Genomic DNA, 23,253 nt, shown 5'->3' on the forward strand with positions numbered 1-23,253 from the left:
GTGTTTTCATAAAGCGGTCATAAATGTAGGTTGTAATAAAAATACTCTCTCTTATTAAGGGTGTTAATTATGACTTTAGCTATCCAATCTCACACCACGAATGAAGTAATCCACACTGATACTGTAGTCAGTTACCTCCAAAAGTTGATCCAATTTAAATCTGTTACGCCACAGCAAGCCGGGGCAATAGACTGGTTAGCAAAACAGTTAACAGATCTTGGTTTTAACTGTGAACAGTTTACCTTTAATAATGTTACTAACTTAATCGCTAAAGTAAGCTTTGGTGATGGGCCACTCTATGCTTTTTCGGGGCATATCGATGTGGTCCCAGCATCAGGAGGGGCGTGGCGAGCAGAACCATTTTCAGGTGATATTATCGATGGCGCGATTTATGGCCGAGGCGCTGCTGATATGAAAGGAGGCGTTGCCGCTATGTTATGTGCCAGTCGTACATTACTGGCTAACGTAGCTGCAAAAAAAGGCACTTTTTACTGGCTGATCACCTCAGATGAAGAAGGGGAGGCGGAATATGGTTCACTACTGATTGCAGAGCGTTTAGCGCAACAAGGTATTCAACTTTACGGCTGTATTGTCGGCGAGCCAACCAGTCATTTACATGTTGGCGATACAATCAAAAATGGCCGTCGAGGTGCACTCTCTGCGCGGTTAGTGATCAACGGTAAAGCAGGGCATGTTGCTTATCCAGAAAATACCATCAATGCAGCCCATTTAAGTGCAGAAGTAATCAAGCGCCTGACTGGTATAACTTGGCAGCGTGACGAGCCAAGTTCATATACGAGCTTGCAAGTAACCGGGATTAATATTGCTAATGTTGTTGATAACATGGTGCCAGCACGGTGTGAAATGACATTTAATATCCGTTATAGCCATGGTTATAAAAGCAGTGATATAAAAAATGAAATCCAATTTGCCCTGGGGGATTTAGCACAATATCTCAATATTGAATGGGAACGCCCTTGCGAATCGTTTTATACAAGCCATCAATGTGATGATAATTGTTTATTAACGCACGTTGAGCAGGCTGTATTTAAGGTGACTGGCAGTTATCCCTTACTAAGCACAAGTGGGGGCACATCAGATGGCCGGTTTTTCGCAAATAGTCATACCCAAGTGATCGAATGTGGGGTACGCAATAATACAATTCATCAAGTTAATGAACATGTGCCAATTGCTGATCTATTGATCATAGAGCAAATTTATACACAATTACTCTCTAACTTATTTAATAAAAATGCTCGCTGTTAGGGCGAGCGTTTTATAATCAAATGTAGACCAAAAACACCTCAATATGAGTGCTTACTCTTTACTTAGATAGCGCTTTGCTTTTCCTGCTTTTACTTTTTCAAGATCAACAAGTACTAAGCCATCAATACAATTATTGAAATCAGGATCAACACTAAAACTTAAAAACTGTACGCCGCCAGGCTCACATAGTTCGGTGTATTGTTTAAATAAAGTGGGTACTTGAGCCCCCATGTTTGCGAGCACATGTTTGAGCTCAACAAAGTCTTCTTTAACATCATCGCCGTTAAATAGGTTTGTGCACTGTGTGAGCTGCTGCTCTGTGAGTTTGAACTCGTTATTAGGTGTCGCTATAACCTGCTTAGCGCCGTAATAATGCTGATAATAATGAACTAACATGGCTTTGGCAGGTTCTGGTAACGCGTTCGAAACACTGACTGCGCCGTAGAGGTAGCGATACTGAGGATAATTTTTCACAAACGCGCCAATCCCATACCATAAATAATCAAGACTTTTACGACCCCAGTATTTAGGTTGTACAAAGCTGCGACCTAGTTCAATACCTGCAGCAAAGTAAGGAGTCATTGCATCACTGTAAGAAAATAAGCTATCTGTATATAAACCTTTGCGGCCGTGTTTATCTATAATTGCTTGGGCACAGGCTAGTCTGTATGCGCCAACTAACTCAAGTTGTGAGCCATCCCATAAAACCAAGTGCTGATAATCCATATCGTACTTATCAATATCACGACGCTTACCACTGCCTTCACCAACGGTGCGAAACGAAATCTCTCGTAATCGGCCAAGCTCTCTGAAAATCGGTGAGCTGCCTTGATATTGATAAAGGTATATCTGCATGCCGTCTTGAGTTGTACCTAATAATTCACACTGTTCGATGGCTTTTTTTAGTTCCTTACGGCATTCTGAGGAGGCGATGGGCGCTTGTGTTTTAAGTGGTAAGGTTTTCTTTGAGGTAAGTGCATAAAGCTGCTTACGGATCAGATTGACTACTTCTTTGTCTTTAAGGTTTTCAATTAAATAAGACTCTGGAGGTATGGATGCGCCAATTTCGAACTCTAATGATTTTTGTCGTTGTTTAAACATTTCTTTAACCAGTAATAAACTCGCTAAAGGCTTGTAAATCATCGATGTGCCATAAAAAAGTGGGCTATTTTTGGCTTTAATAAAAATCGGTAAAATCGGCGCATTGGCTTTTTTTGCGATCCGTAAAAAGCCGCTATTCCACTTGCAATCTTTAATTCCGGTTGGGCTTAAACGCGACACTTCACCTGCTGGGAAAATGAGAATGGCCCCTGCTTCTTTAAGGTGCTGGTGGATATTATTGAGTTCTTGCTTTTTACTGGCACCTGATAAATTATCGACCGGCAGTAATAACGAGTGCATTGGCGTAACTGACATTAACATGCGATTGGCTACGACCTTTAAATCCTTACGAACACTTGATAATACTTTAATTAATGCCAGTGCATCCAAAGAGCCAATAGGATGGTTAGCAACAATAACTAACTTACCTTCACTAGGAATATTCTCAATCTGCTTTGGCTTGTAGCGAGTATCAAAATCTAATTCATCCAACACTTGTTCAACAAACTCAATACCTTGTAAGTGCGGGTAGGCATCACCAAATGCAACAAATTCTTGTTCGTGAAGCAAATAACCTAAGCCTTTTTTAACTAAACTTTTTACTTTAGGTGAGTTTTCTAATTGTGGTAGATTTGCTGCGATGACTTTATCAACACTGATCATAATTACCTCGTTTGCATATGGTGATCAATATATCGCCAGAGTAAAAGCTTGCTATGACAATTAGGTTGCAGTTGTGTGACCTTTTAAAGAGCTGAGCAGTAATTCGATTAGATTTAATGTTTTAACAAAGGTTATACTATTCGCAAATCAACAACTCTATAGGCATGACATGAGCGTACTTGTTGCGATTAGTGGACGTGATTGCAGTAAGATTATTACTGCGTTAGCTGCTAAATTACCAGATGTAAATATTTCACAGTGGCCAGACTGTGATAACTTAGAGGATGTTGAATTTGTGCTTGCTTGGCTGGCACCGGCAGATATGTGGGCACAACTACCAAATTTAAAAGCAGTGTCTTCATTTGGCGCAGGGGTCGATAGTATTGATTTAAACTTACTCCCCGACAATGTCGTTGTGACACGCATCGTCGATGAAAATTTAGCTCATGATATGGCAGAGTATGTGCTTACCCATATTTTAGCGCATAAGTTAAGGCTTAAAGACTATGTGATTAAGCAACAACAACGACAATGGCTGCCAAAACGCGCTTATAGTCATAATCATGTGGTGATTTTAGGTTTTGGTGAGTTAGGACAAAGTTGCGCTAAACGTTTACTGGCTAATAATTTTACCGTAAGTGCATTTTCACAAAACCCTAAAAATATACCCGAAGTGAATTGTATTCATCAAGCAAGTGAGTTACCGAGTTTGTTAGCACAGGCTGATTATCTGGTGTGTTTATTACCACTAACGGCGCAAACGAAGGGCTTTATTAATCGCAATTTATTAATGCAGTTACCAAGTCATGCAGTGCTCATCAATGTAGCGCGAGGCCAGCACGTCGTTGCAGACGATTTACTTTGGGCATTAGATAATCAAATTATAAGAGGGGCAACATTGGATGTTTTTGCGCAAGAGCCATTAGCTGCAGAGCATCCTTTTTGGCATCATTCAGCGGTCACAATGACTCCTCATTGCGCAGCGTTGTCTGATCTGGAAACTGTAACGCAGCAGATTGCTAATAATGTACAACGTATGAAAACAGGGCTTAAATTAAATAATCAGGTTGATAGAACAAAAGGTTATTAAAAGTTCAGCAACAATAGTGTGGTACACCTTGTTAGCAGCTGTAATTTTAGTTAGTCTGGGTAGTTCAAAAAACACTAACAATAATAATAAGGTGTACAATGAAACAGCATCAAACAGGCGTTAAATTTAGTATTATCGTTATTTCAGTACTCTTAATGGGTGTGTCGGCATGGTTTAATCAAGCTAATGCTAGTGAACAAGTCCCCGTTCTATTCGCGCAAAAAAATACCCTACCGAGCAAAGCGCGGTAGGGTACATAAAATTATCTAGGGAGAGATATTAACTTTGCGGCACATTTAATTGCCCAAAGGTATAAACCTTGAACAAGTAAAACGTGTTTATCAACACTAAACTCATGTTTGAAATAACACTCGACGACATTAAATCCAAGCTAAATGACAAAAACAGTAAAGTACAGGCGCTGATCGCCGCTACACGCAGTACTGTTAATTGATTGATAAAAAACGCCCCTAATCCTAGGGCTAACAGGATAATATTTAAAAGCCAATCTAGCTCGTTTAGCATGGTTGTATCGTTGTTCAAGTGTTGAAAAAAGGAGCGCCATTATGTTGATATTTTGCGCACCTTTCAACCAAGTAATTTTATATTTTCAGATTAGTTTTTTTAATCCCAAATTAGTTTTTGTAAAGCAGAAAAAAAGCCAGCTTGTTCGGTTACTCGATATTTTTGACACGTATCTGGTTGCTTATTGTTTTGACATAAATAAAGGTTGTTACGCGCTAAATCGGCATTTGGCTGCAAATTTGAGTCAAATAACATGGCGCCATAACCAAACAATCCCGGCCAATATACACTTTGCGTTACTAAGCCTAATTTTTCATAGGTTAATAACTGTGGTTTGGGGATAACTAAAATAGCAAACATAATCACACCCGCTACGATAATGCCTGTACGGCTTTTTTTTGTTTCAGCTAATTCACTGCTAGCAGTTTGTGGTTGCGTGACGTTTGTCTGAGCAGGCGCTTTTCGCTTGCTAGTTGGTGCCGTTGGTTTTTTTCGTTGAGGCGTTTTTCCTAGTAAGGATTGTTTTTTTATATTATTTGACATAAAGCAAATCTGGCCTTTTAAGCAGAGCTCTCTATAATGAGATGATTAAATTAGAAAAGTTATATAAATATACCTAAACCAATTGAAGCTCGCATCTTGAGGTGGTTTGGGTATAGTAACTTAAACCTAGTTCATAACCTACGGGGATCAACAATGAATACGCAGCTTTCAATTTTAATAGTGGATGATGTGGGAACGGTGCGCAGTTTTCTCCATCAAACATTAATGCACTTAGGTATTGAAAATGTTAAAGAAGCATCGACAGCTGCGCAATGTATCAGTGCTTGTCAAACGGCTGATTATAATATTATATTTTTAGATATTGAGTTGCCAGACGGTGATGGTAAAGAGATTATCGCGCAGATCAATGAAATAAATCCACAAACTAATGTCGTTATGGTATCGGCTCACTCAACGGTTGAGAATGTTAAAGATGCAATCGATAAAGGGGCTAAAGGATTTGTGGTAAAGCCATTTACACCGAAGAAAATTGCGGCGATGCTGAAAAAGTTTTATCCAGATTTAGATGTTGTTTAACGCAACAGCAGAGTTTAAATAACTTTAAGCGTTAAATAATAGATATAAAAAAACCGGCCTTGGCCGGTTTTTTATATTCTAGCAAAAACAAATTATAGCGCTTTGATCTTAGCTGCTATGCGGCTCTTATGACGAGCTGCTTTGTTTTTGTGAATTAGACCTTTAGTTGCATAACGGTCTAAAATAGGTGTAGCAACTGCGAAAGCTTGCTGTGCAGCTTCCTTGTCGCCCGCTTCAATAGCAACAACTACTTTTTTGAAGTATGTACGCATCATTGAACGACGGCTTGCGTTATGCTGACGGTTTTTTTCGCTAGTGATAGCGCGTTTTTTTGCAGACTTGATGTTAGCCAAGGTTTGCTCCTAACAATCTTAAAATAAGCTTAATTTAAAGGCCGTGGAATATGCCCTTTTTAATCGTGAATGTCAACAAAAATTTGACATGCCAAGAAAAACTGCTCCTATATAACGAACATCAATTTGCCGCTCTAGCACAGTTAATAGCGCTATTGTAACAAAGGCGGTGAGTTCAGCCTAGTGCTTTAGAGCGATTTATAAAAAAGACTGTGGCATAATTGTTTTTATCGTTGGTTTTAAAGCAGGTTTAGTGTGGCAAAAGGATTATTTCGTTCCGGTATGATTGTAAGTGCAATGACAATGATATCGCGTGTTTTAGGATTAGTGCGAGATGCTGTTGTCGCGAATTTATTAGGCGCAGGTGCTGCTGCCGACGTTTTTTTATTCGCTAATCGCATTCCCAATTTTTTACGCCGCTTATTTGCTGAAGGGGCATTTGCACAAGCATTTGTACCAGTTTTGTCGGAAATCAAACAACAACAAGGAGACGACAAAGTTAGGCTGTTTGTAGCGCAAGCTGCGGGGACACTCGGAACTATTTTACTCATCGTCACTCTTTTTGGTGTGATAGCATCCCCCGTTATTGCCGGTTTATTTGGTACTGGTTGGTTTATTGATTGGTGGTATGGAGGTCCAAACGCTGAGAAGTTTGAACTAGCCAGTAGTTTGCTCAAGCTCACGTTTCCGTATTTATTTTTTGTCAGTTTGGTGGCGCTCAGTGGCGCAGTGATGAATGTTTATAATCGCTTTGCTGTTGCAGCGTTTACGCCAGTGCTGTTGAATATTTCGATTATTGCCTGTGCCATCTTATTACACGATAAATTCTCGGTTGGTGCTTATTCGCTTGCCATTGGTGTGTTTGTCGGTGGTGTAGTGCAATTATTGTTTCAGTTACCTTTTTTATATCGTGCAAAAATGTTAAGCCGTCCGCGTTGGGCGTGGCAGGACGAAAATGTAAAAAAAGTCCGGAAATTAATGTTACCCGCATTATTTGGCGTATCGATTAGTCAAATTAACTTACTATTGGATACCGTGATCGCATCATTATTAATGACAGGGTCAATTGCTTGGTTATATTATTCTGATCGCTTAATCGAATTTCCACTAGGGTTATTTGGCATTGGTATCGCAACGGTTATTTTACCTGCGCTATCTAAATTACATAGCAGCGAAAAAAACAGTGATTTTCAGCACACCTTAGACTGGGGGGTGCGGTTTGTGATCTTTTTAGGCTTACCTGCGATGATTGGTTTGATGATCATTAGCCCGTTAATCATCTCTGTACTATTTGATCATGGCGCGTTTAGTCAAGGGGATGTCGATCATGTTCAGGCCGTGAGTTTAGGGGTGATGGCTTACTCAGTTGGACTGGTCAGTTTTATGTTGATCAAAGTTTTAGCGCCGGGCTTTTATGCACGTCAAGACACTAAAACCCCGGTGCGTATTGGCATTATTACGCTGCTGCTGAACATGGTATTTAATATTATGTTAGCACCGTTTATAGGTTACTTAGGGTTAGCGCTTGCCACTTCAATGTCGGCCAGTTGTAATGCGTATCTGCTTTATCGTCAATTAAGCAAGGAGCAGGTTTATCAGTTTTCGCGTTTTAGTTTATTGTTTAGCAGCAAGTGTTTGCTCGCCGCTTTATTTATGGGGGCTGTAGTTTGGTACGCTGCGACACAGTTTTTATGGCGTCAGTGGCATTTTAGTGAGCAAGTTGTTTTATTGATAGGTTTACTCGCTCTGGCAGGGGGGGTGTACTTTTTAGTGTTGTTTTTACTTGGGGTAAGACTAAATACCATAAAAAATGTTGTTACCACACAATCAGGCTAAAAAAATCAACTGAAACTCGCATCTTGAGGTGGTTTGGGTATAATCGGTGATTCTGTAACCCAAGTGAAATTTTACTCGGTACATAACGCTCACAAAGGCATTAGGTGGCATGGAGTTAATTAGAGGCATTCACAATATTCGCACGCAGCATTACGGCTGTGTGTTAACTATTGGTAATTTTGATGGCGTGCATTTAGGTCATGCAGAAGTACTCAATGGGTTACTCAATGACGCTAAAAAATATAACTTACCGAGTACGGTAATGTTATTTGAGCCGCAGCCGCAGGAATTTTTTGCTAAAGACAATGCGCCAGCTCGATTAACGCGATTGCGTGACAAGCTACGTTTGCTAGCTAAATTGGGTATAGAGCGTGTTATTTGCATTAGTTTTAATCAACAATTTGCCAATATGCAAGCTGAGCAGTTTGTAACAGAAATACTGATTAATAAACTTGGTGTAAAAGCGTTAACCGTGGGGGATGATTTTCGTTTTGGTAAAAGGCGCCAGGGGGATTTTAATTTACTAACTAAGATGGGCCAAGCGGCTCATATGGATGTAAAAAGCACCGCGAGTTTTCGGCAATTAAATGCTAGAGTAAGCAGCACTTTGATCCGCCAAGCATTAGCTGAAGGTCAGTTAGCGCAAGCCAAAGCGATGCTAGGTCATGATTACGCAATATCAGGGCGAGTGATCCATGGCTGGAAACGCGGTCGTAAATTAGGTTTTAGGACTGCAAATATTGCGTTAAAGCGGCAAGTATGCCCAGTAAATGGGGTATTTGCGGTGCAAGTAACGTTAAACGATAAAACAGTGTATGGGGTTGCAAATATTGGCAACAAACCCACATTTAATGGAACACGCGCATTATTAGAGGTTCATCTGTTCGACTTTGCGCAAGATATTTATGGACAGTTTATGCACGTGGAGTTAATAAAAAAACTTCGCGATGAGAAAAAATTCGAGACATTAACACAATTGACGGCACAAATAGCAACTGACGTTGCTGCCGCAAAACAGTGTTTTGGTTTAAATTAGGTAGCCGATACGGAAACTAGGATTAATGAGCGACTACAAGCATACTTTGAATTTACCGGAAACGACGTTTCCAATGCGCGGCAATTTGGCACAACGTGAGCCGAAAATGCTTAAAGCATGGTATGAAGACGACCTATATGGTCAAATTCGCAACGCTAAAAAAGGTAAAAAAACCTTTATTTTGCATGACGGCCCTCCGTATGCAAATGGCGATATCCATTTAGGCCATTCAGTAAATAAAATTCTAAAAGACATTATCGTAAAATCAAAAACTTTATCTGATTTTGATGCGCCTTATGTACCAGGTTGGGACTGCCATGGTTTACCAATTGAACTAATGGTAGAGAAGAAAGTTGGTAAGCCGGGGGTGAAAGTCACGGCTGCTGAGTTTCGTGAAAAATGTCGTGCTTATGCTAAAAAGCAAGTTGAAGGTCAAAAAGTTGATTTTAAACGTTTAGGCGTATTTGCTGATTGGGATAAGCCTTACTTAACTATGAATTTTGATTTTGAAGCCAACGCTATTCGTGTGCTTGGTCGCATTATCGAAAAAGGTCATCTACACAAAGGTGCTAAACCTGTGCATTGGTGTACTGATTGTGGTTCAGCATTGGCTGAAGCAGAGGTTGAGTACCAAGATAAACAATCACCGGCTATTGATGTACGTTTTGAATTTGTTGATCAAGCGGCTGTTGTTAGTGCCTTTGATTTAAACGCAGGGCATGAAGGCTCAGGCACTGTAAGTACGGCTATCTGGACAACAACTCCTTGGACACTGCCAGCTAACCGCGCGGTTGCAGTACATGCTGATTTAGAATATGCCTTAGTGCAAGTTGATGATGAAGACGCGCAGCAGCGTTTGATTTTAGGATCAGAGCTAGTCAAAGATGCAATGGATCGCTACGGCTTTAAGCACTTTCACGTATTAGGTTATGTAACGGGCTCGGCACTTGAAAACTTGCAAGTAGCGCATCCATTTTATGATTTTAATGTGCCAGTGATTGTGGCTGATCATGTTACTACTGATTCTGGTACGGGTATCGTGCATACAGCACCTGGTCACGGCCAAGAAGATTTCGTGGCAGGCCTACAATACGGCTTAGAAGTGGCTAACCCGGTGGGTGCAAATGGTGTTTATTTACCTGACACTGAGCTTTTTGCAGGTCAACATGTATTTAAAGCCAATGCGAGCGTTGTTGATGTACTGACTGAGCGTAATGCGTTATTGCATCATCATGCATTGACGCACAGTTACCCGCATTGCTGGCGTCATAAAACGCCAATTATTTTCCGTGCTACACCGCAGTGGTTTGTGAGCATGGAGCAAGCTAATTTGCGTCAAGATTCATTAAAAGAGATTAAAAATACGCAGTGGTTGCCTGAATGGGGTGAAAGCCGCATTGCCAATATGGTTGAAGGCCGCCCGGATTGGTGTATTTCGCGTCAACGTACATGGGGTGTACCAATTGCTTTATTTGTTGATAAAGACACCGGTGCGCTTCACCCAGATACACAAGCATTGATTGAGAAAGCAGCCCTGCTGATTGAAAAATCAGGTATTCAAGCATGGTACGACTTAGAGCCTGCGACTTTACTTGGTGAAGCCGATGCACAACAATACATGAAAGTACAAGATACTTTAGATGTATGGTTTGACTCGGGTGTAACGCACGCCTGTGTGGTTGATGCCCGTGAAGATTTAGTTGGTCCTGCTGATTTATACCTTGAAGGTTCAGATCAACACCGTGGTTGGTTTATGTCATCAATGATGACCTCAGTGGCAATTAATGGTCATGCACCATATCGTCAAGTGCTAACTCACGGCTTCACTGTGGATGAAAACGGCCGTAAAATGTCAAAATCATTAGGCAATGTAATTTCGCCACAGAATGTGATGAATAAATTGGGCGCAGATATCTTACGCTTATGGGTTGCTTCAACTGATTACACTGCAGAAATGACCGTATCAGATGAAATCTTCAATCGCTCTGCGGATCGTTACCGTCGTATTCGTAACACTAGCCGTTACTTGCTTGCTAATTTAAGTGGTTTTGATCCTAAAACTGACCAAGTAGCTATTGATGATATGGTTGAACTTGACCGTTGGATTGTTGGCCGTGCGGCGCAATTACAAGATGAAATTTTGTCGGCTTACGAAAGTTATCAAATGCTCCAAGTAACGCAAAAGCTAATGAATTTCTGTACTGGTGAGCTTGGTTCATTTTATTTAGATGTGATCAAAGACCGTCAATACACAGCGAAAAGCGACAGTCATGCCCGTCGTTCATGTCAAACAGCGCTATATCATATTGCCGAAGCGATGACGCGCTGGATGGCACCAATCATGAGCTTTACCGCGCAAGAAATTTGGCAAGCACTGCCAGGTGAGCGTGACCTATATGTGTTTACCTCAGTTTGGTATGATGGCTTAAAAGCGGTTGGCGAAGGTCAGTTTAGTAATGACGATTGGTTAACGATTCTAAACGTGCGTGATGAAGTAAACCGTGTATTAGAAGGTGCACGTAAAGAAGATGTGATCGGTGCGACACTACAAGCTAATGTAAATATTTTTGCCAATGCAGAGCTTGCAGCTAAATTAGCTGCTTTGGGTGATGAGCTACGGTTTGTATTGTTAACATCCAACGTTACTGTTACAGCTGTTGATGCACAACCAGATGCAACTCAAACAACTGAAATTGAAGGCTTATACATCAGCGTATCAGCTACCGGTGCACAAAAGTGCGAACGGTGTTGGCATTACTGTGATGATGTAGGTGCAAACCCTGCGTATCCAGAAATTTGTGGTCGTTGTGTTAGCAACGTAGATGGCGAAGGCGAAACACGCCAGTTCGCATAGGAGTACGAAGTGAGCAAACTAGCCCAAAAAAGTGGTTTAGTGTGGCTTTGGTTAAGTTTGCTACTTTTAGTAGCAGACTTTGCCAGTAAAACACTGGTTGTTAAAACCATGAACCTACGCGAATCAATTGATATATTGCCATTTTTTAATCTAACCTATGTGCATAATTATGGCGCAGCTTTTAGTTTTTTAAGTGAAGCGGGAGGGTGGCAACGTTGGTTTTTAAGCGTTATCGCTATTTCAATCAGCGTATTATTGATCTGGTGGCTAAAACGTTTACCTGCCACTAATAAAATTTTATGCAGTGCTTATTCGTTAGTATTAGCGGGCGCAATTGGCAACTTATATGACCGTATCAGCCATGGTTATGTGATTGACTTTTTACACTTTTATTATGAAAGCTGGAACTTTCCTGCGTTCAATATTGCCGACAGTGCGATTTGTATTGGTGCCGCATTATTATTATTTGATGCCTTTACAGGCGAAAGTCCTAAGGAGCAAAAAGCATGAGCCAAGCAGTTATAGGTGAAAAGTCAGAGGTCATTTTTCATTTCTCAATTAAGCTATCGGATGGCTCTGCGGCAGATTCAACCAAAGTGCATAATAAGCCAGCAAAATTAACGATGGGCGATGGTAGTCTAACGGCTAACTTTGAAAAATGCTTATTTGGTTTAGCGTCTGGTGATAGCAAGTCATTTGAACTTGAGCCAGAAGATGCTTTTGGTCAACCAAACCCAGATAATATTTACTATGTAGAGCGTAGTAAGTTTGGCCCAGAAACGCCGGCTAAAATTGGCTCTATTATTGCGTTTACTCAGCCTGATGGCACCGAATTACCAGGTGTTGTACGTGAAGTGCAGGGGGAGTCTGTGACCATCGATTTTAATCATCCGCTTGCAGGTCAACGTTTAACTTTTGAAGTTGATATTTTAGAGGTTACCGATATTGCTAAGGTAAGTAACTAATGGAAATTTTATTGGCAAATCCGCGTGGTTTTTGTGCGGGAGTCGACCGTGCAATTAGTATCGTTGAACGTGCGTTAGATATCTTTGAAAAACCGATCTATGTGCGCCATGAAGTTGTCCATAACCGCTACGTGGTTGATGGTTTAAAGCGCCGTGGTGCGGTTTTTGTTGAAGAGCTAGATCAAGTGCCAGACGACAGCATTGTTATTTTTAGTGCCCATGGCGTGTCACAAGCTGTTCGCAGTGAAGCTAAACGCCGTGATTTAAAAGTATTTGATGCAACATGCCCATTGGTCACTAAAGTGCATATGGAAGTGACCCGCGCGAGTCGTAAAGGTATCGAGTGTATTTTAATTGGTCATCATGGTCACCCTGAAGTTGAAGGTACCATGGGGCAATACGATAACGCTAAAGGTGGTATTTATTTAGTTGAAACGCCTGAAGATGTTGCTAAACTAAACGTGAAAAACCCAAATAACTTATTTTATTGTAGTCAAACTACATTATCGGTTGATGATACCGCAGATGTTATAGATGGTTTAAGAAGTAAGTTTCCAGCGATTGATGGCCCACGTAAAGATGATATTTGTTACGCCACACAAAATCGCCAAGATGCGGTACGTGACTTGGCTGATAAAGTAGATGTGCTATTAGTTGTGGGCGCTAAAAATAGCTCAAATTCAAATCGGTTACGTGAACTTGCTGATAAAATGGGTACTGTTGCTTACTTAATTGATGATGCTAGTAATGTTGAAGCATCATGGTTTGATGGTATCAACAGTGTGGGTGTTACCGCAGGTGCGTCAGCCCCTGAAGTGCTAGTTCAGCAAGTGATTAATCGCCTTAAAGAGTTAGGTGGCAAACAGGTTATTGAAAATCCAGGCGAAGTAGAGAATATCGTATTTGCTGTACCCGTTGAGCTACGCTAACCGTAGCGTACTGACCGGACTTTTTTAAGGAGCGCGCAATGAGCAAGTCGGTGCAAACCAATACTTTGCTTTTTGCGGCGCTGTTTAAAGAACGCGGCGTACTTGCTACTTTAGTCGTTGCGCAAGTTATCGCCACTATACTAGCTTTCGCTCCTGCAACTGCGGATGATATTTGGATCCGCCTCGGCGGGATCAGTCTGTTTTTACATCTCACATTTTTGTCTAGTCTAACTTGGCTTTACTTACTACGTAAACCACTTGCACACTTGAGTCAGCCTTGGCAATTAAGTGCTTTAATGGCTTCATTACTACTTACAACGGCGGTTTTCAGCGGATTGTTAGTGACCTATGGAGGCGACTTTATTGCACAACAACATACTTATCAGTTTATTTTAAGAAACTTATTAGTCGCTTTTTTAGTCACCGCATTATTTATTCAATTTTTAACTATTCATTTTGAAAAAGAGCAGCAAACTAATGCGTTGGCTCGCGCAGAGCTAGATGCCTTACAGGCACGTATTCGTCCGCATTTTTTATACAACAGCCTCAATACCGCAGCGGAGCTTACTCATTATGATCCAGAGGCTGCAGAGCAAGCGATTTTAGCGCTCGCGGCATTATCTCAAGCGGCAATGCGAGTGGGGAAAGAGACTGCACTAAGTGATGAAATCGCACTGACTCAGCAATATATTGCGCTTGAAAGCTGGCGGTTTGCTGATCGTTTACAAGTCAACTGGCAATTACCGGCACAACTGCCAGAGATAACTATTCCGTGCTTAACATTACAACCACTGCTAGAGAATGCTGTTTGTCACGGTGTTGAGCCTTCATTGACTGGCGCTATAATTTATGTCGAGTTACATATTAGTAAACGCTCGTTAGTTATCTTAGTTGAAAACCCAATCTCGTCGCAGCAGCAAAAACGCTCAGGAAATGGCATGGCACTGAATAATATTCGCCAGCGGTTAGATCTTTATTATCAAGGTCATGCAAAGCTGACAATGACAACACGAGGTGATATTTTTCGGGTCAAGTTAGTACTGCCTTTAGCTATTAATAATGCCAAGGAGCAAGCATGAAGGTACTCATAGTTGATGATGAACCATTAGCACGTGCTCGCTTACAGCGATTACTTGCTCATTACCCAAACTATAACCATGCAGCACAAGTAAATAATGGCAACGAGGCTTTGCAACAAGTGAAGCAGCAGGCTCCTGATATTGTATTTCTGGATGTTGATATGCCTGCTATGAGCGGTTTAGAAGTTGCAACACAATTGAACAAGTTGTCTGTCCCCCCAGCTATAATTTTCGTAACCGCTCATCCTGAACATGCCTTAGAAGCTTTGCAACTCAGTGCTGCGGGTTATTTAGTAAAACCTGTGACGGAGCAAAATTTAGCAAAAGCAATAGATCAACTAGGCCGTTTAACACGCGCCCATCTACAAAAGCAACGCCCAGCGGCAATCAGTTATCAGCTTGCGGGGGTGACACGCAGTGTGGCATTAGAGGATGTGTGTTATGTTATAGCTGAAGAGAAATACACGCGTTTAGTTTTTACTCATGGTGAGGCATTGCTTGATCAAAGCTTAAAGCAACTCGAGCAGGATTATCCAACACAGTTATTACGAATTCACCGCAAGATAGTGATTAATTTGTCCCGGCTAATCGCTCTAAAAAAAGCTGAAGATGGCAGTCATGTGGTTTTATTAGAAGGTTGCAGTTGTTTATTACCAGTAAGTAGACGCGCTTATAAAACAGTAAAAGAGCATCTTTAAACACATTAACTTTTGCAGCAAAATGCATATAACCATTCATCAACAAATATAACCGTTCATCCTAACCCATCTTGTATCTACATATTATTAGCATATCCTTATAATCAGATAGTTTTATATTGGGTGTACTATGAGGTTCATCAAGCATACATCGCAACATGGTTTTACGTTAATAGAGGTTTTAATCGCGTTTGTGATTTTAAGCTTTGGCCTGCTCGGTGCTGTTGCACTACAAGCAAAAGCTAAACAAGCCAGCTTTGACTCTATGCAACGAGCAGCAGCAGTTGCTTTAGGTAATGACATTATTCAACGGATACGAGCAAATGACACTCCTCAGTTAGCAACATTTTATAAACAAGAGTTTAGCAGTAGTGAAACTAAGGCAAACTCATCGGCAACTTGTTTTAGTGGCAGTTGCAATGCTGAGGAGATTGCAAACCATGACATTGAACAATGGAAACGCGCAATACGTGCACGAGAAAACACTGGCTCTTTAGATAATGCAACAGTATGTATTAATCCTGAGGCAGTCGCTGGTACTGGAGGGAAAGGGTTTAATTTAGAGGTTATAGTAACGTGGCAAGGGCGCCAAGAGTTTTCCGCAAATAAAGATACAGAGAGTGTTGCGTGTGGTACAGCTGATAAAAGGCGTCGCTTAGTGGTCATTACCAGCTATATTTATGTAAGGAGCTAACATGAAAAAAACAGGTTTTACGCTTATAGAGGTGATGATTTCCTTGTTTATTGGTGGGCTTATACTTGGTGGTGTTATGTTTACTTATATTGGAATGAAAGTGACCACTAAAGACACTATGGCTATAGGAGAGTTACAAGAGTCGGGCCGATTAGCTATAAATATAATGCAACGAGATATTGAGCAGGTTGGTTTTTGGGGTACTTATTATGATGATTCGTTTACTACAGCTAATACTGTTGTTACTTCAGCTGTCGAAGCCCCTGACTGTCGTGAAGGATTAAATAATGGCAGTTTCCCAGATTTAAACAGCAGCAGTAACTTTCGCTCCATTTACGCAAAAACAGCCAAAAGCAACAATGAGCTAAATTGCATCAGTGATGCAGCTAAAGATTCTGATATTCTACAACTTAAATTTTTACAGGGTGATCCCCAGTATAATGTTGCTAATAACATTAATAAAACGATAGATAAGGTTAATTACTTTGTTGCAGAGCAAGAGAATGCCATGTTTGTAACAGGTAAGTACACCCCTACTAACGGTAATGCCACAATATGGCCTTATAGCCATCATGTTTATTATATTGCCGAGCAAACTTATACAGTAAATAATAAAAAAATAACAGTTCCTGTATTAAAACGTAAGCGGTTAGTTAATGATGGTATGACATCAGAAACGATCATGGAAGGTATTGAAAATATACGCTTTATGTTTGGTCTCGATACTACTCACGATAGCCGAGTCGATATCTATAAAAGTATCGGAGATATGACACCGACTGATTGGGAAAATCGTAAAGGAATTTTGACCTTACAACTATTTTTATTAGTCAGAACACTGCAACCCGACCCTGGAATTAAAATTAATAATCAAAAATATATACTTGGAGAAGGTTCGGGTAAGCGAGAACTAACATTTAATGATAACTACAGACGCACCGTATTCACCACTACTATTCGTTTAAGTAACGTTGGGGGAAATCTATGGAAAATTTAAAGTTACTACCAAATAAGCAACAGGGTGTCGTGTTAATTGTAGCATTGATCATGGTTGTTGCCGTAACTGGTATTGCAGTTACTCTGATGAGTAGTAGTACTATTGATATTAAAATTACCAATGCTGCACAAGAGCGAGAAGTCGCTGAAAATGAATTAATAGGCGAAGTGCAAAAAGTAATTGTAACAGAGGCAGCAAAAGGAGCTGCAAGCAGCTTTTTTCTTACACCAAATGAAACAAAAACTGATGATACCTCTGTCATTACTATAAATGAGAAAAACATATCATTACCTGGCAGTGAAATGAAAAGTATTATGATCAATATGAACAATGGCCGGTTAGAATTAAACTGCCCACGTACTTATAGCTATACGGCAGGTGTTTCATGCAATATGGTGCAAGTTTCCACTACTATTGAGTATGGTTTAAAAAGTAAGCATTCATTAACGATTGTTACAGGTATAGCGCAAGAAATGGCGAGTATAGGCAAGGGGATTTAAGATGAAATTCATGTTGAAAAATATATTCGCTTTGATATTAGGGTGTGCTATTGCGTTACCTGTGTTATCAGAAGATATCGAACTGTACATAAATAGAGATATAGAACTTGATGAAAAACCGCGAGTATTATTAATTTTTGATACTTCTGGCAGTATGGCTTTCTCATCAAGTACAGGTGAAGAGTGTAGTAGATATGGATATAGTATATTATGCCCTGATAGCCGACTTAAAGCTGCTCAGGCGGCTATGGGGCAAGTTGTTGAAGATAATGAAGATTCCATAGATTTTGGCTTGATGCGTTTTTATGGCACTAATGGAGGTTATATTTTAAATGGTATTGGCAGCTCACCTGAGTCTATAAGAACAACAATAAGTAACCTTCCTGCTGACGGTGGAACGCCTCTAGCGGAAACACTCTGGGAATCTTATTTATATATAACAGGGCAAAGTGTGCACTATGGCCAGCAAGTTAGTGAGTCAAATCGGGATACCAGTGTTGAAAATAAAGTTTTTATTGGTAAAGAGTGTATACGTTGGTGGTGGGGCAGTTGTCGGGAATGGAAAAATGTATATAGTTACACTTATATCTCCCCTTTCTCTGATAGCGTAGCTGAAGCTAAACGCTGTGATAACTCAGTCAATATTATTTACATGACTGATGGTGACCCATCTCCAGGAAATGATAATGACAGTGATTCTGATATAAGCGCTGAGCATAATAAGTATTTTGGGCGTTACTTAAATAACTCAGATTATTATTACAGTAATTGGCTACATCAACTAGCTAAAATTATTCATGGTAGGGAAGATTTATATCCCCAAACGCCAGATATTAATGAAACAGGGCGTTTGTATACTATTGGCTTTGGCTCTGGAATGACGGAACAAGGACAAGAGCTACTACAAAAAGCCGCTACGTTGGGAGGAGGGAAAAACATACCTGCAACAACTCCTGAAAAGTTAACGGAAGCCTTAAATCAAGCAGTTTCAGATATTAGAAGTGAAAATAGTACGTTTATATCACCGTCTTTTGCAAGTAACAATGTTGATCAAACACGAAGTAGAGATGCCATTTACTTTGCTATGTTTTACCCGGATTTAAGTACACGTTGGCGAGGGAATTTAAAAAAATTAAAAGTGTCTGGTAATACGATTATTGATGCAAAGAGTAATGCTGCACTTGATAGTGATGGGTTAATAAGTACAGATGCAGCTACATTTTGGGATAAAAATAAGTCAGCAGATGGGAACTCAGTAAAAAGTGGTGGTGTAAATGTCATGCTAGCAGATATGACTAAAGCGGATATTGATGACCGTCAAATATTTACAGATATGGGAAATTTTAACCTCGATGACCTCAGCAGTCAGTTAGGTTTAGAAGAAATGGAAGATGACGATAATGTACCTGACTTTAATGTTAAAGTGAGTGAGTTTGAGGATCTTATAAGCTGGGCTCGCGGTGTAGACGTTGATAATGAGAATTCATCGTCATCTGTCCGCAATGATATTTTTGGTGACCCGCTGCACTCTAAGCCTGTAGCAATTGATTACGGTAACGATGATATACGAATTTTGATTGGCACAAATGCAGGCTTCCTACATATGTTTAAAGATGATGATAAGAATAATCAAGTAGATGAAAGTTGGGCGTTTATACCTTCTGCACTTTTTAATATTCTTAAACCACTTAAAGATAAAGAGTCAGGCAAAAAGTATGGCATGGATGGGCCTATTGCTGTGTATTCTAAAAATGAAAGTTTAAATGGTGACAATGTTAACGACGGCATTGTAGATTCAACTAAAGGCGATGAAGTATGGGCGTTTGCAGGAATGCGCCGAGGAGGGAGAAATTATTATGGTTTTAATATCACAACTCCTGACTCTCCCGAATTAAAGTGGATTATAGAAGGTGGTAAAGGAGAATTTACAAAGCTTGGCCAAACATGGTCGAAGCCACAAGTAGCATTTATAAAAGCGTTTGGTGATAAGCCAGTACTCGTTTTTGGTGGTGGGTACGATGAAAATAAAGATATCAGCTCTGGAGCAGATTCAGTAGGTAATAATGTTTACATTGTTGATGCAACTACAGGAATAAGACTTTGGTCACTATTGGATAATAATAGTTTTGAAGGTACACATAGTATTGCCGCAGACCTTACATTGCTTGATTCTGATTATGACGGCTACATTGACAGAATCTATGCAGCAGATACTGGGGGTAATATCTGGCGTATAGATATGCCAGGGGAGAAGACTGGGGAGTTCAGTCACTTTAAATTAGCTGAATTAGGTGGGAGTGTTGATAGGCGCTTTTTTTATAAGCCGTTAGTGGCAAGAACTATGTTTAGCAAAGTGACAATAAAAGGGGGAGTGACCACGCGATTAGATACCCCGTATGAAGCCATTGTTATTGGTAGTGGTAAAAGAACGAATCCTAATGACGCTGAAACAGCAGATCAGTTGTTTATGATTAGAGATGAAAATACAGTGACAAAATCATTCACGACAGGTAAAAAACCTGCAGTCATCAAACCGACTGATTTAATGGTTATGAATGATGATCCATTTGGTCATGCGTTAAATAACGTAACTGCCTTCATTGCATTAGAAGCTAAGCTTGGCGAATTTAAAGGGTGGCGATATAGATTGGCTGCAGGGGAAAAATCATTAGCAGCGGCAGCAGTAATTGGCGGCGTTGCATATTTTACATCTTTCACACCTGCTTCAGAGTCATCGACTAAAAATCAATGCTCACTCAGTGGTGGTGGCGGCTCACTTTATGCCTTTCATTTGCACTATGGGACTAAAGTGTACGATGATTTGAAATTTGCAACTAGTACAGAAGTACCTGATACACCGCAGCTTTATTTTGGCTCTACTTGCGCCGATAGCGATGGTAATGGAAAGTGCGATGATGATTCTTCAAAAGTACCTAAAAGCCAATTCTATTTAATTGGACCGGGCATAAAAGGTGGCAATGCTAAAAACCCACTCCAACCACTGGAAATTACAGGACCTGGTTTAAAAGTGGTTGATGGTAAAATTAAGTTGGTTAATGATAAAGAGCCCATTGGCTTTGGCTTTAAAACTCGGCAAACATATATTTATAAACGCGAAGAGAATGATGAAGTTAACAATTAAGGAGATTCAAATGATAAAAAAGCAATATGGGTTTACCTTAATTGAATTAATGATTGCTGTTGCAATTGTCGGGATTCTAGCAGCAGTAGCGTTGCCTAATTACACTGAGTATGTAAAGCGAGCATCACGAGCTGAGGCTGTAGCAGCATTATTAGACGCTGCAAATAAAGAAGAGCAGTATTTTGTGGATAATAGAGAATATACAGAACTACTGAGTGATTTAGGGGTTCAAAGTAAGACAGAGAATAAACATTTTGAATTAACTATTAAAGTGGTTGATAAAAATGCTTTCACCGTCACAGCTAAACCTATTGCGGGGCCGGTAAAAGGAGACGGTGATTGCACTGAGCTTTTTATAACTGATACAGGTCTTAAAGGTGCTAAAGGTGCTAAAACAAACGACGGGGAAGATATTGACTACTGCTGGGGAAGGTAATTAAGGTTATTCTTCTTGGCATTTGTCAGTTGATTTAATGCGAATTCTGCCAGTTTGACTTACAGATAAAGCCAATCCTTCAAGATTGGCTTTATCGCTATTAGGGCAATATATAAAAGTGCCATTTTGAAAACCATTTAACGAACCATCAGGTCGAAACGTAATTGCACTACGAGGATACTCTAAGCTATCTGCTTCATTTGCTTTTTCAAATATACTTAATAACAGTTCGTTATTATCTAATGTAGTTGATTTATCTTTATCGATAAATAGAGACATTTGCCCTTGCCACTCGTCCTTAATGCATTTGCTCTTTTTGAGTGCGCAAAGAGTGACGTAAGTGTCATTTTCAATAGCATATAAACGGCCATAATTAATATTTCGGTAGAGCAAGTTTATATGATTATTCAAGCGGTTCTTTGCTAAAAAATCAGGATAAAACCAGAACAATAGTTGACTAATGATACTGACAATGGCCACAGTTACAATGAGCGCTATTAGCGTTAGACCTTTATTTTTTAATAATAACTTCATCCTTGAAGTCCCGAATTAATAAGCTATCAACTCAGTTTAGTAAATAACAAAAATATGTCCAAGTTGGTCGGTGTTTTTTTAATCACACTTTGTTAATGTTTCACCAACATAAAATGATGTGCCTGATTGAGATACTGTTAGCGCTTTGTTATTTTTATTATCACTGTTTGGACAGTAAATAAAATCTCCGGGGTTATAAGATATCAAACCACTGGTATCAAAGCGTAACATTCTTTCATTGCCCGTGAACTTGAGTTTGTCATTATGACTTATTCGTTCAATAACACTAATTAATGAATCTTCTGATGCCAGGTATGTTGCTTTTTTATCTTCTCGATCATTTTTAGTAGTTAGTTTATCAATGAAAATAACAATAGTTGTATCTCCGTCCCATGTTTCTTTACATTCAAAAGAGTCATTTTTGTTTTTGAAATCTTTATATGAAACTGGACATATTATAACTATTTCATCAGTGCTTGCGGCCTGAGAGCGGGCATAACTAATGTTACGTTTTAACTCCAGCAAATAATTTTCAGCTCGGTTGTTTTCTAGCATGTCACTGCTATCCCAAAAAGCTATCGTAGCAACAATACCGACAATAGCGATAGTGACCATTAATTCTAAAAGTGTAAAACCACGTTGTAACTTATTCATATACATCCTAAGGTATTAGGTAACTCACAAAATAGTGATACTAAAAAATCATATTGTGAGTATAGTTGTTAGGTTTTTAATAATCATACCATTGCTGACGATTAAATCACCGTAATTCAATTGCTTTGTTTGCTATGAAGTGCAGGATTGTCTAAAATCGACTCAATCGGCAATATAAGAATAGCGACTAATAATGAAAAAAATTGAAGCAATAATTAAACCATTTAAACTTGATGATGTTCGTGAAGCATTGTCTGATGTAGGTATTACTGGTATGACTGTCAGTGAAGTGAAAGGTTTTGGCCGTCAAAAAGGACATACTGAGCTTTATCGTGGTGCTGAATACATGGTTGATTTTTTACCAAAAGTAAAACTTGATATTGTCCTTGGTGATGACGATGTTGACCGTGCGATTGAAGTGATCGTTAAAACTGCACAAACAGGCAAAATTGGCGATGGTAAGATTTTCGTCACTGACGTTGAGCGTGTAGTGCGTATTCGTACTGCTGAAGAAGATGAAGAAGCGATTTAACCCGATCTTCCGCACCCACTTTAAGAATAAATTTTCTGATACTGTTTACCCAAACAATCAATGATGGTTTGATTGCGCGCTTCCAAATTGGCAACGATAGGAATTTTGTCTGGTAAATATATAATGCTTATTCCTTCGAAACACTGGAATACCCAACGTGCGGTTGGCCTTTGATCAGGTTTGTATTTCATATTTGGGAAGTAACAATCTTTCTCGACTAAGGTTTTGCGAATTTGATGCTCTAACCCCGCGTACACCATTAGGCAGCAAGTCATTACCATGAGTAACG

The 23,253-nt window shown here is 39.8% G+C and carries 24 protein-coding genes and 1 pseudogene; 18 read left to right on the forward strand and 7 right to left on the reverse strand.

All coding sequences use genetic code 11. The features are described from left to right. The first annotated feature begins 69 nt into the window (after window positions 1-69). Window positions 70-1,266: a succinyl-diaminopimelate desuccinylase gene (gene dapE / locus HHO47_RS12545; RefSeq protein ID WP_169020596.1), complete on the forward strand. Its 1,197-nt coding sequence runs from the start codon at window positions 70-72 to the stop codon at window positions 1,264-1,266. Between the two features lie 51 nt (window positions 1,267-1,317). Here the strand turns inward: dapE and HHO47_RS12550 are convergent, their stop codons facing one another. Further along, on the reverse strand, window positions 1,318-3,030 hold the full coding sequence (locus HHO47_RS12550) for a GNAT family N-acyltransferase (protein ID WP_169020597.1): 1,713 nt from the start codon (window positions 3,028-3,030) through the stop codon (window positions 1,318-1,320). A 169-nt stretch (window positions 3,031-3,199) separates the two neighbouring features. On the opposite strand from HHO47_RS12550, the gene HHO47_RS12555 reads away from it, so the two are divergent. Both HHO47_RS12555 and HHO47_RS12560 read left to right on the forward strand, forming a co-directional pair. Continuing rightward, window positions 3,200-4,120 (forward strand): 2-hydroxyacid dehydrogenase, encoded by a 921-nt coding sequence (locus HHO47_RS12555; protein ID WP_169020598.1) that lies wholly within the window; start codon window positions 3,200-3,202, stop codon window positions 4,118-4,120. Between the two features lie 98 nt (window positions 4,121-4,218). After that, the gene (locus HHO47_RS12560) at window positions 4,219-4,371 is read left to right on the forward strand and encodes a hypothetical protein (protein WP_169020599.1); all 153 of its coding nucleotides are present in this window, start codon (window positions 4,219-4,221) and stop codon (window positions 4,369-4,371) included. Window positions 4,372-4,399: 28 nt separating this feature from the next. Here HHO47_RS12560 and HHO47_RS12565 read toward each other — a convergent pair whose 3' ends face one another. Together HHO47_RS12565 and HHO47_RS12570 are read right to left on the reverse strand one after the other, a co-directional pair. Beyond that, window positions 4,400-4,645, reverse strand: coding sequence for a hypothetical protein (locus HHO47_RS12565; protein ID WP_169020600.1), 246 nt, complete (start codon window positions 4,643-4,645; stop codon window positions 4,400-4,402). A 99-nt stretch (window positions 4,646-4,744) separates the two neighbouring features. Further along, window positions 4,745-5,188, reverse strand: a complete 444-nt coding sequence (locus tag HHO47_RS12570; protein ID WP_169020601.1) for a hypothetical protein — start codon at window positions 5,186-5,188, stop codon at window positions 4,745-4,747. Between the two features lie 153 nt (window positions 5,189-5,341). Between HHO47_RS12570 and HHO47_RS12575 the strand changes: the two genes are divergently transcribed. Further along, entirely contained in the window at window positions 5,342-5,725 is a 384-nt protein-coding gene (locus HHO47_RS12575; RefSeq protein WP_169020602.1) for a response regulator, read from the forward strand. A gap of 92 nt (window positions 5,726-5,817) precedes the next feature. Here HHO47_RS12575 and rpsT read toward each other — a convergent pair whose 3' ends face one another. Continuing rightward, window positions 5,818-6,078: a 30S ribosomal protein S20 gene (gene rpsT, locus HHO47_RS12580; protein ID WP_145237275.1), complete on the reverse strand. Its 261-nt coding sequence runs from the start codon at window positions 6,076-6,078 to the stop codon at window positions 5,818-5,820. Window positions 6,079-6,333: 255 nt separating this feature from the next. Between rpsT and murJ the strand changes: the two genes are divergently transcribed. From murJ to HHO47_RS12645, 13 genes are all read left to right on the forward strand, one after another. Continuing rightward, window positions 6,334-7,914, forward strand: coding sequence for a murein biosynthesis integral membrane protein MurJ (gene murJ / locus HHO47_RS12585; RefSeq protein ID WP_348981657.1), 1,581 nt, complete (start codon window positions 6,334-6,336; stop codon window positions 7,912-7,914). A 109-nt stretch (window positions 7,915-8,023) separates the two neighbouring features. After that, window positions 8,024-8,950, forward strand: coding sequence for a bifunctional riboflavin kinase/FAD synthetase (gene ribF, locus HHO47_RS12590; protein WP_169020603.1), 927 nt, complete (start codon window positions 8,024-8,026; stop codon window positions 8,948-8,950). Between the two features lie 25 nt (window positions 8,951-8,975). Next, window positions 8,976-11,804, forward strand: a complete 2,829-nt coding sequence (gene ileS / locus HHO47_RS12595) for an isoleucine--tRNA ligase (RefSeq protein WP_169020604.1) — start codon at window positions 8,976-8,978, stop codon at window positions 11,802-11,804. Between the two features lie 9 nt (window positions 11,805-11,813). Continuing rightward, window positions 11,814-12,314 carry a signal peptidase II gene (gene lspA / locus HHO47_RS12600; protein ID WP_145237265.1) on the forward strand — a complete coding sequence of 167 codons (501 nt, stop codon included), beginning with the start codon at window positions 11,814-11,816 and terminating at the stop codon, window positions 12,312-12,314. Further along, complete coding sequence (gene fkpB, locus HHO47_RS12605; RefSeq protein WP_169020605.1) at window positions 12,311-12,769, forward strand: FKBP-type peptidyl-prolyl cis-trans isomerase; 459 nt, start codon at window positions 12,311-12,313, stop codon at window positions 12,767-12,769. The genes lspA and fkpB overlap by 4 nt, the downstream gene beginning before the upstream one ends. After that, on the forward strand, window positions 12,769-13,698 hold the full coding sequence (gene ispH, locus HHO47_RS12610) for a 4-hydroxy-3-methylbut-2-enyl diphosphate reductase (protein WP_169020606.1): 930 nt from the start codon (window positions 12,769-12,771) through the stop codon (window positions 13,696-13,698). The genes fkpB and ispH overlap by 1 nt, the downstream gene beginning before the upstream one ends. Window positions 13,699-13,736: 38 nt before the next feature. Continuing rightward, on the forward strand, window positions 13,737-14,777 hold the full coding sequence (locus tag HHO47_RS12615; protein ID WP_169020607.1) for a sensor histidine kinase: 1,041 nt from the start codon (window positions 13,737-13,739) through the stop codon (window positions 14,775-14,777). After that, window positions 14,774-15,475, forward strand: a complete 702-nt coding sequence (locus HHO47_RS12620; protein WP_169020608.1) for a LytR/AlgR family response regulator transcription factor — start codon at window positions 14,774-14,776, stop codon at window positions 15,473-15,475. The genes HHO47_RS12615 and HHO47_RS12620 overlap by 4 nt, the downstream gene beginning before the upstream one ends. Window positions 15,476-15,605: 130 nt before the next feature. Continuing rightward, window positions 15,606-16,169: a type IV pilus modification protein PilV gene (gene pilV / locus HHO47_RS12625; RefSeq protein WP_169020609.1), complete on the forward strand. Its 564-nt coding sequence runs from the start codon at window positions 15,606-15,608 to the stop codon at window positions 16,167-16,169. Window position 16,170: 1 nt separating this feature from the next. Continuing rightward, window positions 16,171-17,166 (forward strand): PilW family protein, encoded by a 996-nt coding sequence (locus tag HHO47_RS12630; protein WP_169020610.1) that lies wholly within the window; start codon window positions 16,171-16,173, stop codon window positions 17,164-17,166. Further along, complete coding sequence (locus HHO47_RS12635) at window positions 17,154-17,666, forward strand: pilus assembly PilX family protein (protein WP_169020611.1); 513 nt, start codon at window positions 17,154-17,156, stop codon at window positions 17,664-17,666. The genes HHO47_RS12630 and HHO47_RS12635 overlap by 13 nt, the downstream gene beginning before the upstream one ends. A gap of 1 nt (window position 17,667) precedes the next feature. Next, window positions 17,668-20,808, forward strand: a complete 3,141-nt coding sequence (locus HHO47_RS12640; protein ID WP_169020612.1) for a pilus assembly protein — start codon at window positions 17,668-17,670, stop codon at window positions 20,806-20,808. A gap of 10 nt (window positions 20,809-20,818) precedes the next feature. Then, window positions 20,819-21,244 (forward strand): type IV pilin protein, encoded by a 426-nt coding sequence (locus tag HHO47_RS12645; protein ID WP_169020613.1) that lies wholly within the window; start codon window positions 20,819-20,821, stop codon window positions 21,242-21,244. Window positions 21,245-21,250: 6 nt separating this feature from the next. On the opposite strand, the gene HHO47_RS12650 is transcribed toward HHO47_RS12645, so the two are convergent. Together HHO47_RS12650 and HHO47_RS12655 are read right to left on the reverse strand one after the other, a co-directional pair. Beyond that, window positions 21,251-21,778 carry a GspH/FimT family pseudopilin gene (locus HHO47_RS12650; protein ID WP_169020614.1) on the reverse strand — a complete coding sequence of 176 codons (528 nt, stop codon included), beginning with the start codon at window positions 21,776-21,778 and terminating at the stop codon, window positions 21,251-21,253. A gap of 78 nt (window positions 21,779-21,856) precedes the next feature. Beyond that, the gene (locus tag HHO47_RS12655) at window positions 21,857-22,432 is read right to left on the reverse strand and encodes a pilus assembly FimT family protein (protein ID WP_169020615.1); all 576 of its coding nucleotides are present in this window, start codon (window positions 22,430-22,432) and stop codon (window positions 21,857-21,859) included. A gap of 193 nt (window positions 22,433-22,625) precedes the next feature. On the opposite strand from HHO47_RS12655, the gene glnB reads away from it, so the two are divergent. Next, window positions 22,626-22,964, forward strand: a complete 339-nt coding sequence (gene glnB / locus HHO47_RS12660) for a nitrogen regulatory protein P-II (protein WP_169020616.1) — start codon at window positions 22,626-22,628, stop codon at window positions 22,962-22,964. 20 nt (window positions 22,965-22,984) lie between these two features. Here glnB and HHO47_RS19190 read toward each other — a convergent pair. Continuing rightward, window positions 22,985-23,253, reverse strand: a pseudogene (locus HHO47_RS19190) (IS1634 family transposase); the annotation flags it as partial.

It is taken from the genome of Pseudoalteromonas arctica, assembly GCF_012927645.1.
Taxonomy (GTDB): domain Bacteria; phylum Pseudomonadota; class Gammaproteobacteria; order Enterobacterales; family Alteromonadaceae; genus Pseudoalteromonas; species Pseudoalteromonas arctica_A.